This window comes from Cyanobacteria bacterium FACHB-DQ100, assembly GCA_014695195.1.
Classification (GTDB): domain Bacteria; phylum Cyanobacteriota; class Cyanobacteriia; order Leptolyngbyales; family Leptolyngbyaceae; genus Leptolyngbya.
On record JACJNW010000041.1, the window covers coordinates 13,776 to 27,381 of the forward strand.

Genomic DNA, 13,606 nt, shown 5'->3' on the forward strand with positions numbered 1-13,606 from the left:
ATCTGCAGTCAGATTTAAACGACAAATTTTAGAACCATAAAAGCCCTATTTCTCCCCAAAACTTTTTAATGCTCCGTTGCGCCGATTTTCTTGATGCTTGCAATTTCACTGGCTGGAATCGGAGTCGATCGCTTCCCGGAAAAGTCGCGCAACAATCCCATCAACGCTGGAACGACCGTTGGAGTTAACACCGTTGAGAATGTTAATCCTCCAGTTAAAACAATTCCTAAGCCTTGATAAAGCTCCGAACCTTGACCGGGTAACACTGCAAGCGGCAGCATTCCCAAAACGCTCGTTCCCGCCGACATGAAAATGGCTCTCAGTCGATCCTTGGTCGCACTTAACAGCGAGGAATCGTAATCTTCTCCTTCTTGCTGAAGCTGCAATGCACGATCGACCAGCAAAATCGCGTTATTCACCACAATTCCAGTTAGAATCACGAATCCCAAAGCGGTGATCATATCTAATGGAACTGACATTCCAGGAATTTGATTGACGAGAACCAAACTCAACAGAGCACCACTCATGCCCATCGGAACTGTTGCCATGATCACGACAGGATAGAGAAACGATCGATACAACGCAACCAGTAATAGATAAGTAATCACGACGGCAAACGCGAATGCGGCTGTTAATTGGGACACTGTTGTTGCCAGTTGGTCAGCCGTTCCCGCTAATGCTAAGCGGTAGCCTGCGGGTAGATTTGCCTGTGCTGGAGCGAGAATCTCGCGCTTGACTTGAGTGACGATCGCGCTCAAAGGAGCCGTGTCTGCCAAAGAAGCCGTTAACGTCACCGATCGCTCTAAATCGGTGTGATTAATCACGTCGGCTCCAGTCGCTTCTCTAACGTCAGCCACATCTCCAAGCTGAATGCGTTTACCCCTTGCAAATAGGGGCAATTGCCGCAACTGCTCTGGGGTTTGAACGAAGATATTTTGCAGTTCTACCGAGACATCGAGTTCTTCTTTACCATCGATGAACTTAGAAGCCAGCCTGCCACCGAGCGCCGTTTCCACCATCGAACCAATCTCGGATTCCGAGAGTCCAACTTCTGCCAGCCGTTCTCGATTAGGAATCACTTGCAATTCGCCTGCACCAACAACAAAGTTCGATCGCACATTGCGAATTCCATTGATAGCGCGTAGCTTGCCTGAGATCTCGCGATCGATTTGTCCGATCTGGTTCAAATCGGTGCCCACGATATCGACTTCAAATTCTTTGCCCGGATCGCGGAAAATCGAGGGACGGATCGGAACCATGAATCGATAGCCCGCGAAATTGTTACTCGCTGCCCGGAAGCGATTCACCATTTCTGCCAGCCCGCGCGTTGTGGCAAACTCAGGTTTTAGAATTGCTGAGATCGCTCTCAATGCGCCTGGGCGATCGATAAACATGACGCGATCAACTTCGGGCTGAGCGCGGACAAATTCTCGCACAGGTTTAGACTGCTCGATCGCCTCTGCAATACTTGTTCCCGCTAGCGGCTCAACGCGCCACTGAATCTGGTTGCGATTGCCTTCTGGGAGATAATCGGCAGGGGGCAACAAAAAGAAACTCGCAAACAATAGAGAAACTGGAATTGCTAAAACAAGCAATCGCCGCTTCATGTGGTGACGACCGATCGACCAGCGAACAGTTCTGGCTAGGAAATGCTCAAACTTTCCTTGGATCTGTCGAAAGGCGGCAGATGTTTTGGCAACTGAGCGCTCAAACCAGTTGCCCCCCCGATATTCGCCGCCTTCAAACATCTGCATTGCCTCTGATTCTTTTAGAAACAATCCAGATAGCATTGGAACAAGCGTGATCGCAGCAAACAAAGAGAAGATGGCGGAGCAAGACATGGTAATCGCCATATCCGCATAAAGCTGTCCTGCTTCACCCGTTACCATTAACAGCGGAATAAACACAACGACGTTGGTTAGCGTCGAGCCAAGCATCGCGCCCCAAACCTCTTGGGTTGCTGTGATTGCGGCTCGAAATGCACTTTCTCCACGCTGCATATGCGTAAAGATGTTTTCAATCACGACGATCGAGTTATCCACGACCATGCCAACGGAAAATGCAATTCCAGCCAGACTAATAATATTCAGCGATCGACCCAACCAAGACATCACGATGAAAATCATCACGGAGGCAATCGGAATCGTAATTGCGATCACAGCAACGGTTCGCATTGAACCGAGAAATAATACTAATACGATCGTCGCAAGTACCGCTCCAGCGATCAGATTTTCTTGCACAAAGTTAACTGCTTGACTAACGTATTCGTTCTCGTCGTAGTTATAAACAAAGCGAATGCCTTCTTTTTGCTGATCAAACTGGACTTGGAGTTCGGCAATCGCCTGTCTGACTCCTTGGGAGATTTCAGGAACGTTTGCCCCGACCTGCCGAATAATGCCAACTGCGACCGCAGGTTTATCGTTAAATAACAGCGCACTATCGCGAATCTTGCGCCCCATTTCTACCTTGGCGACATCGCGAATGTAGACCGTTCCTCCAGCATCCCGCCGCAGCACAAAGCCCGCAATCTGTTCAATATCTTGCGATCGGCTCAGAGTTCTCACCCGATATTCTCGCCGCCCTAACTCTAAGGGGCCGCCCCGAATATCGCGGTTATTTTCCCGCAGCACTCGCACAACATCGCCGATCGTCAAATTTCGATCAGCTAGAGCTTTCGGATCAACTCGAACCTCAACTTCTCGCTGCCGCCCGCCGGAAACGATGAACTGTCCGACTCCTTGAACCCGCCGCAATCTCGGTAAAACAATCTCTTCTGCTAAATCGCGGTAGCGATCGGGATCCGGTTCAAATCCGGGCTGGGTATCAAACGGAATCCACATCATCGGAGAGCTATTGCCCCCGACTAACTCCACGTTGGATTCGAGCGCTTCCGGTGGCAGACTGGCAACCTGCTGCAACCGATTCAGCACATCGACCAGTCGATTCTCGACGCTCGTACCTTCTTCAAAAGTGAGCGTGATCGAACTGCGCCCTGGACGGGATGTACTGCTGATTTCTTTTACGCCCAGCACTTCTTCCATCTGCTCTTCGATCGGGCGCGTGATCAAATCTTCAACTTCCGCAGGTGCAGCTCCCGGATATCCAGTATTGATTGTAATTTCTGGACGATCGCCACCGGGCTGTAACTCTAGCGGCAATCGAAAGAGCGAAAACACACCAAAGATTGCTAGCAGACAGAACAGCACAAACGTTCCATGTCGCCAGCGAACCGCCGTTTCAATCAACTTCACGATGCGCCTCCCACAATTTTCACGGGGGCATCCTCATTCAAGCCATCGCCGCCTCGAATCACAATTTCTTGTCCCGATCGCAGCTCCGGACTAAAAATCGCGACCTGTTCACCCATATCAGTTACCAGTTCAACCGGAATCGGTTTGGCTTTGTTGTCAGTGATCGTAAACACAACCCATTGATTGCGTCGCCGCGTGAGCGCATCGCGTGATACGACAAAGCTGTCTTGCGTGGTAGGCAGCGTCAATGCACCTGCGATCGCCATTCCCGGCAATAATCCCTTGGGCGGATTGGAGATTTGGACTCGAACGCGCTGTCTTCTAGAAGTCGCATCAGCGGAAGGAACCACGGCAGTAATTGCGGTTTGCTGTTTCCACTGGGGTAAAGCACGGGTGGTGAGCGCGATCGGCATTCCCGGTGTCACTTTTCCGCCCAACTCTTCCGGCAACTCCAGGAAAACGTCGATTTTCCCCCCTGAAACCAGCGTCACAATCTGCCCGGAACCCTGGACTAAATCTCCACGGCTGACATGGCGCGTCTGCACTACCCCAGATGCGGTGGCGACAATTTGAGTCCGTCTTTGTGCCAGTTGTGCCTGATTTACCGTTGCTTGAGCTGCTGCGACTGTTGCCTGTTGCGCCTCAATTTCTTCACGAATTGGACCTGCTTTCGCTTCCGCTAAACTCGCTTGTGCTGCAAGTCTTTGTCCCGTTGCCTGATCGACTTGCGATCGCGCTTCGACTAACAATCGCTGCGAAATGGCTCCTTCTCTGACCAATGCCAAAGTCCGCTTGAGGTTGTCTTGTGCTTCTCGTTCTCTTGCTTTTGCTGAATTGACTGCCGCTTGACGTTGAGCAATCACCTCCGATCTCGTTCCTGCCCGCAATCGCGCTAAATTGCTGCGTTCTTGTGCCAATTTTGCTTGAGCTTGAGCGATGCCTAACTGCTGGTCTGAATCATCCAGAATTGCGACCTCCATGCCCGCCGTAACCTGATCACCGGGCTGCACAAAAATCTCCTTTACAATTCCACCCGTCTGAGCACGAATAGTCGATTGGTTAGAGGCTTCGACCTGCCCTAAAAGCTGCACCGTTCGAGTTGGCGCTCCAGTGCCAAGACGAGTGGTTTCAACGGCTCTTGGGGGTTGTCCTTGAGATTGTGCAACAGCAGGTTTTTCTCCTTCCGGATTTAGAATGCGCCAGAAGCCAAACCCACCCGCGGTTAAAAGACCCGTGCAAAATAAGCTAATCCAAAGCTTGCGATTCTTTGGTGAGGGTTGGGGATCAGGCGTTTCAGCAGAATCGATCGCAGGCTGATTCTGAGGGTCGAAAGATTCCATAGGTTTCAGTGGTGCAGGAGCAAAAGCCAAAAATCGCGCAGGAGAATGACGCTTGTTTAAGTAAGGATTGAAGTTGTTGAAGTATTAATAATTTGATTGAGATTCTACCCGATCCATCTAAGCGTTTGTATAAGAAGTTTGGAGCGGTTGCTGGGACACAATGTGATTGAGATTCATGCTCAAACGCCGCAAAACTATCTATTTTTGGGGATAACTTTTCAACGGTGTTCCAAGCTGGCTCAGGTTCAAAACGTGACCGCCAGCCACGAGATAAACGGTATCCGCGATCGCGCCCAGTTCCCGCACCAGATTTCCCAAGCGATCCCGAAATAATCGCCCGATTGGATAGGCTGGAACGACTCCCCATCCTGTTTCTTCTGCAACAAAAATAATCAGGCTTTCAGTGCGATCGAAGCTCTGAAAAAGAGTGTCTAGGGTTTCTTGCCATTCGGCTTCGGTTTGATCTAGCACGTTTGCCAGCCACGTTCCAAGCGAATCAATGAGCAGGCAATCTGAAGCCGAAGAGTCAACGATCGCTGAACTTAATTTCACGGGAATCGATCGCGTTTGCCAAATTTCAGGACGGCGCGATCGATGTTTTTCGATCCGGGCTTGCCATTCTAAATCCTCTAGATTCTCTTGAGCGGTTGCAATATAAATGACAGGCTTTCCTGAATCGGCTGCAAGTTGTTCTGCCCATTCGCTTTTGCCTGAGCGAGCCGCTCCGGTCACTAAAATCAGTTTCGCCATAAAAAAACTTTAGAATCTACTCTGAAAGCGAATTCGCCGCTACAATAACCTTTACCTTGAATCAAGAAAACTTCGGCAGCGATGAAGAAAGATCTGCGACGGATTGAAGAAACCCTGCTTCAACTGAATAAAAAAGTTCCCACTTTATCTACTGCTCTGTATCCAGAACCCGCAGCACAGGTGCGATCGGTTTCGTTTTCGCTACATACTAAGCCTCCCAAAGCGATCGAGCCAGAAATTTCCGCTCCACCGATCGTCGAACCCCTGATCGAACCGAAACCACTTAACCTCCCAAGGCTCAAAGCTCCAAACTTTACCACTCATCGCAATAGTGCCAATCCTTCGCTTGCCTCCAGCTTACTGGTTGATATGCAGACGATCGTCGATCGCTGGCACATCGAGTTAAACCAAACCCTGCGTCAGATTCAAGACCTCTATCTAGAAGGGCCGATCGTCGATGGCTGGCTCGAATCTCACTCCGGACAGCCGTTAGGAGATCTTTCAACTCTGCGCCATGCCGAAGTCGATCGTCTCATGTCTTATATCGAAGAGATTTGCGCCGCACCGATTCCCGGCACAAAAGATGCCCCAAAAGCAGGATATCGCCTCTGCGGAATCAACACCGACGGACAGCGCTGGTCATATCCCTGCCCAGCAGAGCAAATTCCCAGCTTAAGCTTAGCGATCGCTCGCTATCACAAACTCCGGCAACTGCTCGATCGCAAACAGCACCTCGAACAGCGCCTTAGTGGACTTGCAGAATCGTTAGTTGCTCTACATGGCAAGATGAAAGATGAGACGATGCGGGTACTCTGAGCTTGTTTTGATTCAAGCCCTGTTATGAAAGTGCCGCAACCGCTCGTCTCCGCCATTATTTGCACTCACAACCGCGATCGCTATTTAGGTCTCGCAATCGATAGCCTTCTGGCTCAAGACTTCACCGCCTTTGAAATTATTGTTGTCGATAATGCCTCAAGCGATCGTACTCGTGAAGTCGTTGAAGCACGACTCGCTGATCCAAGACTCCGCTACATTTACGAGCCAGAAATTGGTTTATCAGTCGCTCGAAACACCGGTGCAAACAGTGCGAAGAGCGAAATTTTGACCTATTTGGATGACGATGCGATCGCCTCTCTGCACTGGCTCAGAACAATTTACGCTGCCTATCAGGAAAATCCGAGACTCGCGATCGCAGGCGGCAAGGTTACTCTGATTTGGACAGACGGGATCACGTCCCCAAAATGGCTGTCTGACGGACTCGCTGGCAATTTAGGTGCATACGATTTGGGCGATGCGATCGTTCAAATCGACCGTCCCGGACTCACTCCACGCGGCTTAAACTACTCGATTCGTAAGTCGTTCCTCGATCAGATCGGCGGATTCGACCCCAACCTAGGGCGCGTTGGTAAAAATCTTCTCTCTAATGAAGAACTTCACATGACCCATCTAGCGCTGCAAACCGGATGGGAAGTCGCCTATCTCCCTGCTGCCTGCGTCGCCCATCATGTCGCTCCAGAACGGGTAAGAAGAAGGTGGTTTCTTGATCGCGGTTGGTGGCAGGGCATTAGTGAATGTTACCGGGAGCAGATCGCAGGGGAAGCTGGGGTCGGACAGTTTCGGCGCGGCGGAGAACGATTAGTTCGCGGGCTTTATAAATCGCTCAAGTTTGCCACTGATCCAGCTCAACGCTTTGAAAATCTAGTCTACAGCTACGGTCAAATCGGTTATCTAAGGAAAGCCTTTGAGGGTTTTGTGTCTGGGAAAGCGATGAAGCGATCGTAAACCCACAGATTTCCCTATCAAAAGTGCTCAAACGCTCACCTATCAATCGTTAGAGGCAAATATTAAATTTTTGTCACAATTGATCCAGCCTTACTATAATGTTAACCATTGTAAAGTTCTGATGATTGCGGACACTTCAATCCGTACTTGCGCTGATTCATAGAGAAGATTCGCAGTGTCATCACCAAAAACTTCTGTGGATAAAGGAATTCTATGTCCTACCCTCTGATAGTCCAATCCAAAATCCTCCACATTCTGTTGGTTAAGTTCATTTTGCTTAACAAACTGGAGTAAGATTAGTGCAGTAGGTACAAATCCTCATTGGGTTTTCCTCCACGCAAAACACTTGATCCGCCAAGTATCTTGTGGGAATTGTGACCGCCGCCTCGCTCTAGAGACATTACCCGCCGCCACGACTCCCGCCGCCCAAAGTTCGATCGCTATCTTCCTTCTTTATTGTCTGATTGGGCTTCTTAGCGGATTGAGTCACTGGTGCTTTACACCGACCCCCTGCTCTCTACACACCTGGTCACTGATGTCATGGTTACTTCTTTCCCTTGGTTAACCACTCTAATTGTCCTTCCCCTCGCAGCCTCGCTTCTGATTCCACTCATCCCCGACAAACAGGGTAAAACAGTTCGTTGGTATGGATTAGGAGTCGGTTTAGCGGATCTCGTTCTCTCAATTTATGCGTTCTGGAAACACTACGACTTCCAAAACCCCGACTTCCAACTGACTGAAAGCTACTCCTGGATTCCTCAACTTGGAATTAACTGGTCACTAGCAGTTGATGGAATTTCAATGCCGTTGGTTGTTCTCGCCGCCTTGGTAACCACACTATCCATGCTGGCAGGCTGGAAAGTCACGAACAAGCCTCGCCTGTTCTACTTCTTACTATTAGTCATGTACAGCGCTCAGATTGGTGTGTTCTGTGCCCAAGACATGATTCAGTTTTTCCTATTGTGGGAAGTTGAACTGGTTCCGGTGTACATTCTCATTGCCATTTGGGGCGGACCGAAACGCCTTTACGCTGCCACCAAATTTATTCTCTACACTGCACTTGCCTCTATTTTTATTCTGGTGTCGGCGTTGGCGATGGCGTTCTACGGTGACTACTTCACCTTCAATATGCAGGAGTTAGGACTAAAAGACTACTCCCTGACCTTTGAATTACTCACTTATGCAGGGTTCTTGATCGCTTTCGGAGTCAAGCTTCCCATCTTCCCGCTGCATACCTGGTTGCCGGATGCTCACGGTGAAGCTTCTGCTCCGGTTTCGATGATTCTGGCTGGTGTCCTGCTGAAAATGGGTGGCTATGCGTTGATTCGCATGAACATGGAAATGCTGCCTCATGCTCATGTTTACTTCGCTCCGGTTCTTGCAATTCTTGGAATTGTTAACATCATCTACGGTGCATTAGCTTCCTTTGCTCAGCGCAACCTCAAGCGTCGGATGGCTTACTCTTCGATCTCGCACATGGGGTTTGTGCTGCTGGGTATCGCATCCTTTACCGAGTTAGGAATGAGTGGTGCGGTGTTACAAATGGTGTCTCACGGTTTGATCGCAGCAGCGCTTTTCTTCTTGGCAGGTGTGACCTACGATCGCACTCACACCCTGAATATGGACGACATGGGCGGCTTAGCGAAGAAAATGCCTTCGACCTTTGCTCTGTTCACAATTTGCTCGATGGCATCGCTGGCACTCCCTGGCATGAGCGGATTTGTGGGTGAGTTGGCAATCTTCCTTGGCTTCACCACAAGCGACGCTTACACCTCGACTTTCAAAATCGTCATCGTCTTGCTCTCTGCGGTCGGTTTAATTGTGACTCCGATCTACTTGCTCTCGATGCTGCGTGAAATGTTCTACGGCAAAGAAGGCAAAGCGGTTGAAAAAGAAGTTTTCTTAGATGCGAATCCTAGAGAACTGTTCATTACAGCTTCCCTGGTGCTACCGATCGTCGCGATCGGTCTCTATCCGAAGCTAATCACTCAAACCTACGATGTCAAAACCGTTCAAGTCGCACAGAATGCTCGAAATGCAGTTCCAGTCATAGCACAGCAAATTGCAATGCCTGGTTTAGCAGCTCCTCAAATCTCGGCTTCTCAGCCTGAACTGTTGGGATTGATTAAGTAAGTTTCAGCTTAAAAAGCATTAGAGCCTGGAAGGAAACTTCCAGGCTCTTTTAGTTGAAGTCGGGTCATGAAAATTTGGGAAACCTAAGAGCGAAGTCCATCGGAGAAAGCTTATGTCAGGTTTTGATTCCCTTAAGAATCGAGATTACACCTTAATCCTCGACAAAAGTGGAAGTATGTCTGCAACTGACCAAAGCGGGGGTCGAAGCCGTTGGGAAGCGGTTCAAGAATCAACGCTTGCCCTTGCTCGTAAGTGTGAACAGTTTGATCCCGATGGCATCACTGTTTATCTCTTCTCCAGTCGCTTCAAACGCTATGACGATGTGACTTCGAGCAAAGTCGAGCAGATTTTCATGGAAAACGAGCCGATCGGTTCAACAAATTTGGCATTAGTATTATGGGATGCCGCTCAAAATTATTTTCATCGCAAAGCAACAGGAAAGACCAAGGCAGGCGAAACGATTCTAGTTGTGACAGATGGCGCGCCCGACGATCGCCGTGCCGTAATTGAGGCAATTATTCGTTCAACAGAGCAGATGGAGCGTGATGAAGAACTCGCCATCACCTTTTTACAGATTGGAAGCGATTCAGGCGCAAAGCAGTTTCTCACAGCGCTTGATGATCAAATCAAAGACGTGGGTGCTAAATTTGACATCTGCGACACGATTACAATGGACGATATGGCAGATCTGAGCCTTGCTGAAGTTCTGATTAACGCGATCACGGATTGATGGCACGATTATGAACTCGATCGATAAATTGCTCAAAAGTTTAAACAACGAACCCTCTGAACCTCACCCTGCTTCAGAGACTAAACCTGCTCGATTGTCGATCGACGGTCTGCTTAAACAAATCGATGCCCAACCGCAAGCGCCTCAGCCTCTAACTGCTTCAAATCCAGACTTTTTGTTTGACCAATTGAAGCAAGAGCACCAGGAAACACTTAGGCAAGAAGCGCTGCGATTACAACAGCAAGCCCAACAGAAACAAGAACGTCTCGAACAACTGAAGCAACAGCGTCGTCAAGCTCTAGCAGTTCGGGCTGAGGAGTGGTTAAAGAATCTCGACTCGAATTCAAGTGAAGGGCAATGGTTTGAAGAATTTGCTTGTCATTATGAGAGTCGAATGGTGGCAGCGATCGACTATCTTGAGGCTTTACAGGAAGTCGATCGAGATTAAGCACATTAAACATCACAATCTACCAATCTCTTCTTGTAGAGTCTGAATGTTCTGTTCAAAATTCTCTACACCGTAATGCACTGGAATCTGACGACTGGCAAGCAGGTGTTGAAACGCAATGCAGCGCATACCAGCAAATCGATTGGCTTGAGCAAGGTAAGCTTCTCTCGCTGAAGCAGCATCACAGCGATTTCCTGACCCATTTCAGCCTCAGTCATGCGAATTGCAGTTAAAATTTCGTCAGGAAAAACAGCGCTCATTGCTAAACTCCTCGCTGCTCTTGCTATTTCACTGAGTGAGGCTCAAAAGGCCCCAAGTTGAAGAATCTGCGCTCCCAAGCACGCTGCGTGAGATTGTGCACAACCTCAATGCTTTACCACGAGATAACTGGCTCATGATACCGTGTGACACTACTCGTATCAGTCTAGATTTAGTCTGCCGCCAAGTTGTATTAGATGATTACCTTGATGAAGAAATTGATGCTTACTGCACCCATGAGCAGGTGCGTGAGTTTTTTTATAAAGATCAGATTGAGGATATCTGCGACAATCTTGCGGCGCAGCGTCCTAAGTATTCGGATGCTGAGCTTGAATCTGCTATTAACTACTATTGGCAATATGATGCCTTTATCGATTTCACATCAGCAGCAGATAGTAATGATGTGAAATGATTCACTTTTGATTCATAACGATTGTGATTTTGAACCCATTGCATAAGTGCGCTAACTTCGCTTCACGTTATGTTCGCTTCAACATTCTCGCTTTTACCCTTGAGTCTACAAGCTTTCCTAATTATGAAAGACGACTATGATTTTTCCCAGTCTGTGAAGAATCCGTACATCAAGAAACCAAAGAAGTCCGCTGCGATTCAGCTTGGATTCAAGATTCTCCAATTTCTGGGATTGGGAAAATACAGGTAGTCAAAAAATAAAGGGTGAAAGCATTTCGCCTCCACCCTTCAATCTCAGCCTCAAATTACTATTTCTGAATGCCGATCGCAAACGTGAGTGAATCTTGCTCACCCAAGCGAACTTCTAGCGGGTAGACCTGATCAACACCAAACTCTCGAATCTCCAGACTCAGCTGACCTGCATCGTTGCGATCGCTCGTGGATCGAGAGCCTTCGCCCTGAAACAGCAAACTGCCACCGCAAGGAAGCACTGCTTCGATCTGGAGTTGTTCTACCGCATATCGAATCTTGAGCGTAAACGCTCCCAGTTCGGTGAGCCATTCGCGCTCTAGCTGCGGTTGCTGCTCGGATACCGTCAGCGTCAGCGTGCTGAGAATTTCCCGTGCAGCAAGTAGCGACAGCGCCATTTGCTGCGTCTCGATCGCGCTGTCATACGCCTCCGGCAACGCTTCGCCCAGTTCGGTTGCGAGGTCTTGCAACTTGGCGACCTTAGACCGAGTCGGTGAGACCATGACGTAACCTGCAACATTATTTAGCAGTTGAGCCTGACCTGGAAACAGCGTATCCACTGCTCGAACCAGTTTTGCGCCTTCTCGCAGCGACGAAAACAATACCGACTGACACTTTGCCAGAAGCTCGGTCATCACGGCTTCAGGCATGGGAATCGGTAAATTAATGTGACGAATTTGATGTAACCAAACAGATGCAGTGGCTAAAGCAGGTTGCGCTTCGTAACTCGCTGGCTCAGTGTCATAATCGACTTCCTCTTTCTCCCAAGGAAAAAGAGGCGGATTTTTCTGAGCCTCAAGCAGAAGGCGACGTTTTAGCAGTGCATGAAAACGATCTTGCACAGCAGGTATCTCTCCCGGTTGGTGTAATAAGTCCTCGTGTGAGGAGCGCTGTGGGGAGGAACTAGCCCCACAACTTAAATCACGGTCTGAATCACGGTCTAACGATCGCCCTAACACATCCGGCTGGAGATCGCAACGATCAACCAGACCGAACTTGTGTAACAGTTTAAGAAGAACTTGCGTTCGTGTCGCTAAATCGTGATCCATTGTGATAACACCCTATTCATCAGCCGATGAGGTTGCTCCGGAATCTTGGTCATTACGAATTTCCCAAGCTTGCTCAAGCAGTTTAAACCATTGTTTCTGAACCTGATTCACTGTGCAACCGAGGCGCTGAGCGATCGTCGCTTCCGGTAGCTTTTGCTGCTTCAGTTCCAACAGTTTAACTTGAGAAGCCGTAGCGCGTTGGTGCAACGTCTGCCACTGACGATTCGAGAGTCCGAGATTGCGCTCTAAGTCTGCCTCTAACCACTGATGCACAAGCTCCCAGTGATGTGAGAACGAGAATCGAATCAGATGGTATTTGAAGCGTTGCTGTAAGTAATCCCGCTGACGAGGCGTTAAGCCCAGAATCGTTTCAATTTCATTGGCGGGTAGATCTTGCAGCCGCAGCGTGAAGTAGTCAATACAGTCGGTTTGTTTGCGTTCTTCGAGATAGGCGACGAGTTCTTTAATCACAGATTGGCGGAGCGTATCTTCTGCTAGTTCTGGTTCCTGGGCGACCATTTGTTCGCGCACCTGCTGAATCGATGCCAAACTCCACGGGTTTTCCGATTCCGACATCGAACCTTCTGCTGCTTGTTCGAGATCGACCAGCGTTTCAGCAGGTTGCTGCTGTGAGAAGGTCTGCGCTCTTAGAATAATGAGCTGCTGATTGCGATGTCCAGGTAGCGGGATGCGTCGTTTCCCGTAGCGCTCGGTAAATGCCATGTACTCCGAAAGTTCGAGCGGCGATCGCGGTGTGTACGTCGCGCCTAACTGAGACTCACGGCGAAACGCATTCAGCGCTTCCATGTAAAAGCCTTGCAGAAAATCCTCGATCAGCACCAGTCGAGCCTGATAGCTCGATTGGGTCTGCGGCGGTGTAATGTATCGATAGATTACAGCGCTCAAATTGCTGTGCAACTCCGCACGAGCGCGACGCGAACCGAGGCGATAATATCCCAGACATTGCTGAAGTCGATGCTTGGCGAGCGCAGTTGCCCAGGTTTGGACTTCTCCCGATGCTTGAATGCGCTTACTTTCGGAACAGATTCGGACAACTTCCTGGGTCAGTCGATCGGCAACTTCCCGGCAGTTTCGCTCAGATGCAGTGGTAGCTTGTTTCAGTTCGCTAAGCAATAGCTGAAAGATCGCATCCACGCTCTGGCAGATTTCCCCCACGGTTTCTAGTGTCGTGCAAATCAATGGCT

Annotated in this window: 11 protein-coding genes and 1 pseudogene; 6 read left to right on the plus strand and 6 right to left on the minus strand. The window is 49.2% G+C overall.

Annotation, left to right across the window (positions count from 1 at the left end; translation table 11 throughout):
- Positions 1-65: 65 nt before the first annotated feature.
- From H6F51_23815 to cobU, 3 genes are all read right to left on the minus strand, one after another.
- Positions 66-3,251, minus strand: a complete 3,186-nt coding sequence (locus H6F51_23815; protein MBD1825500.1) for an efflux RND transporter permease subunit — start codon at positions 3,249-3,251, stop codon at positions 66-68.
- On the minus strand, positions 3,248-4,591 hold the full coding sequence (locus tag H6F51_23820; GenBank protein ID MBD1825501.1) for an efflux RND transporter periplasmic adaptor subunit: 1,344 nt from the start codon (positions 4,589-4,591) through the stop codon (positions 3,248-3,250). The genes H6F51_23815 and H6F51_23820 overlap by 4 nt, the downstream gene beginning before the upstream one ends.
- 198 nt (positions 4,592-4,789) lie before the next feature.
- The gene (gene cobU, locus H6F51_23825; protein ID MBD1825502.1) at positions 4,790-5,341 is read right to left on the minus strand and encodes a bifunctional adenosylcobinamide kinase/adenosylcobinamide-phosphate guanylyltransferase; all 552 of its coding nucleotides are present in this window, start codon (positions 5,339-5,341) and stop codon (positions 4,790-4,792) included.
- An 81-nt stretch (positions 5,342-5,422) separates the two neighbouring features.
- Here cobU and H6F51_23830 point away from each other — a divergent pair, with 81 nt between their 5' ends.
- The 5 genes from H6F51_23830 to H6F51_23850 all read left to right on the plus strand — a co-directional run bounded on the left by H6F51_23830 (position 5,423) and on the right by H6F51_23850 (position 10,434).
- A complete protein-coding gene (locus H6F51_23830) occupies positions 5,423-6,157 on the plus strand; it encodes a hypothetical protein (protein ID MBD1825503.1) in 735 nt (244 codons plus the stop codon).
- 30 nt (positions 6,158-6,187) lie between these two features.
- Positions 6,188-7,123, plus strand: coding sequence for a glycosyltransferase family 2 protein (locus H6F51_23835; protein MBD1825504.1), 936 nt, complete (start codon positions 6,188-6,190; stop codon positions 7,121-7,123).
- Between the two features lie 540 nt (positions 7,124-7,663).
- Positions 7,664-9,256, plus strand: coding sequence for an NAD(P)H-quinone oxidoreductase subunit 4 (locus H6F51_23840; GenBank protein MBD1825505.1), 1,593 nt, complete (start codon positions 7,664-7,666; stop codon positions 9,254-9,256).
- Positions 9,257-9,368: 112 nt separating this feature from the next.
- Entirely contained in the window at positions 9,369-9,986 is a 618-nt protein-coding gene (locus tag H6F51_23845) for a VWA domain-containing protein (protein MBD1825506.1), read from the plus strand.
- A gap of 10 nt (positions 9,987-9,996) precedes the next feature.
- Positions 9,997-10,434: a hypothetical protein gene (locus tag H6F51_23850; GenBank protein MBD1825507.1), complete on the plus strand. Its 438-nt coding sequence runs from the start codon at positions 9,997-9,999 to the stop codon at positions 10,432-10,434.
- 12 nt (positions 10,435-10,446) lie between these two features.
- Here H6F51_23850 and H6F51_23855 read toward each other — a convergent pair.
- Positions 10,447-10,694, minus strand: a pseudogene (locus H6F51_23855) (UPF0175 family protein).
- 95 nt (positions 10,695-10,789) lie between these two features.
- On the opposite strand from H6F51_23855, the gene H6F51_23860 reads away from it, so the two are divergent.
- A complete protein-coding gene (locus H6F51_23860) occupies positions 10,790-11,104 on the plus strand; it encodes a hypothetical protein (protein ID MBD1825508.1) in 315 nt (104 codons plus the stop codon).
- Positions 11,105-11,411: 307 nt separating this feature from the next.
- Here the strand turns inward: H6F51_23860 and H6F51_23865 are convergent, their stop codons facing one another.
- Together H6F51_23865 and hetZ are read right to left on the minus strand one after the other, a co-directional pair.
- Positions 11,412-12,401: a PatU gene (locus tag H6F51_23865; GenBank protein MBD1825509.1), complete on the minus strand. Its 990-nt coding sequence runs from the start codon at positions 12,399-12,401 to the stop codon at positions 11,412-11,414.
- 12 nt (positions 12,402-12,413) lie between these two features.
- Positions 12,414-13,577: a heterocyst differentiation protein HetZ gene (hetZ, locus tag H6F51_23870; protein MBD1825510.1), complete on the minus strand. Its 1,164-nt coding sequence runs from the start codon at positions 13,575-13,577 to the stop codon at positions 12,414-12,416.
- Between the last annotated feature and the right edge of the window lie 29 nt (positions 13,578-13,606).

Coding starts and splice junctions, on each gene's coding strand:
- H6F51_23830 (MBD1825503.1), top strand. CDS start 5,423: ATGAAGAAAGATCTGCGACGGATTGAAGAAACCCTGCTTCAACTGAAT.
- H6F51_23820 (MBD1825501.1), bottom strand. CDS start 4,591: ATGGAATCTTTCGACCCTCAGAATCAGCCTGCGATCGATTCTGCTGAA.
- H6F51_23865 (MBD1825509.1), bottom strand. CDS start 12,401: ATGGATCACGATTTAGCGACACGAACGCAAGTTCTTCTTAAACTGTTA.
- H6F51_23840 (MBD1825505.1), top strand. CDS start 7,664: ATGGTTACTTCTTTCCCTTGGTTAACCACTCTAATTGTCCTTCCCCTC.
- H6F51_23850 (MBD1825507.1), top strand. CDS start 9,997: ATGAACTCGATCGATAAATTGCTCAAAAGTTTAAACAACGAACCCTCT.
- H6F51_23845 (MBD1825506.1), top strand. CDS start 9,369: ATGTCAGGTTTTGATTCCCTTAAGAATCGAGATTACACCTTAATCCTC.
- cobU (MBD1825502.1), bottom strand. CDS start 5,341: ATGGCGAAACTGATTTTAGTGACCGGAGCGGCTCGCTCAGGCAAAAGC.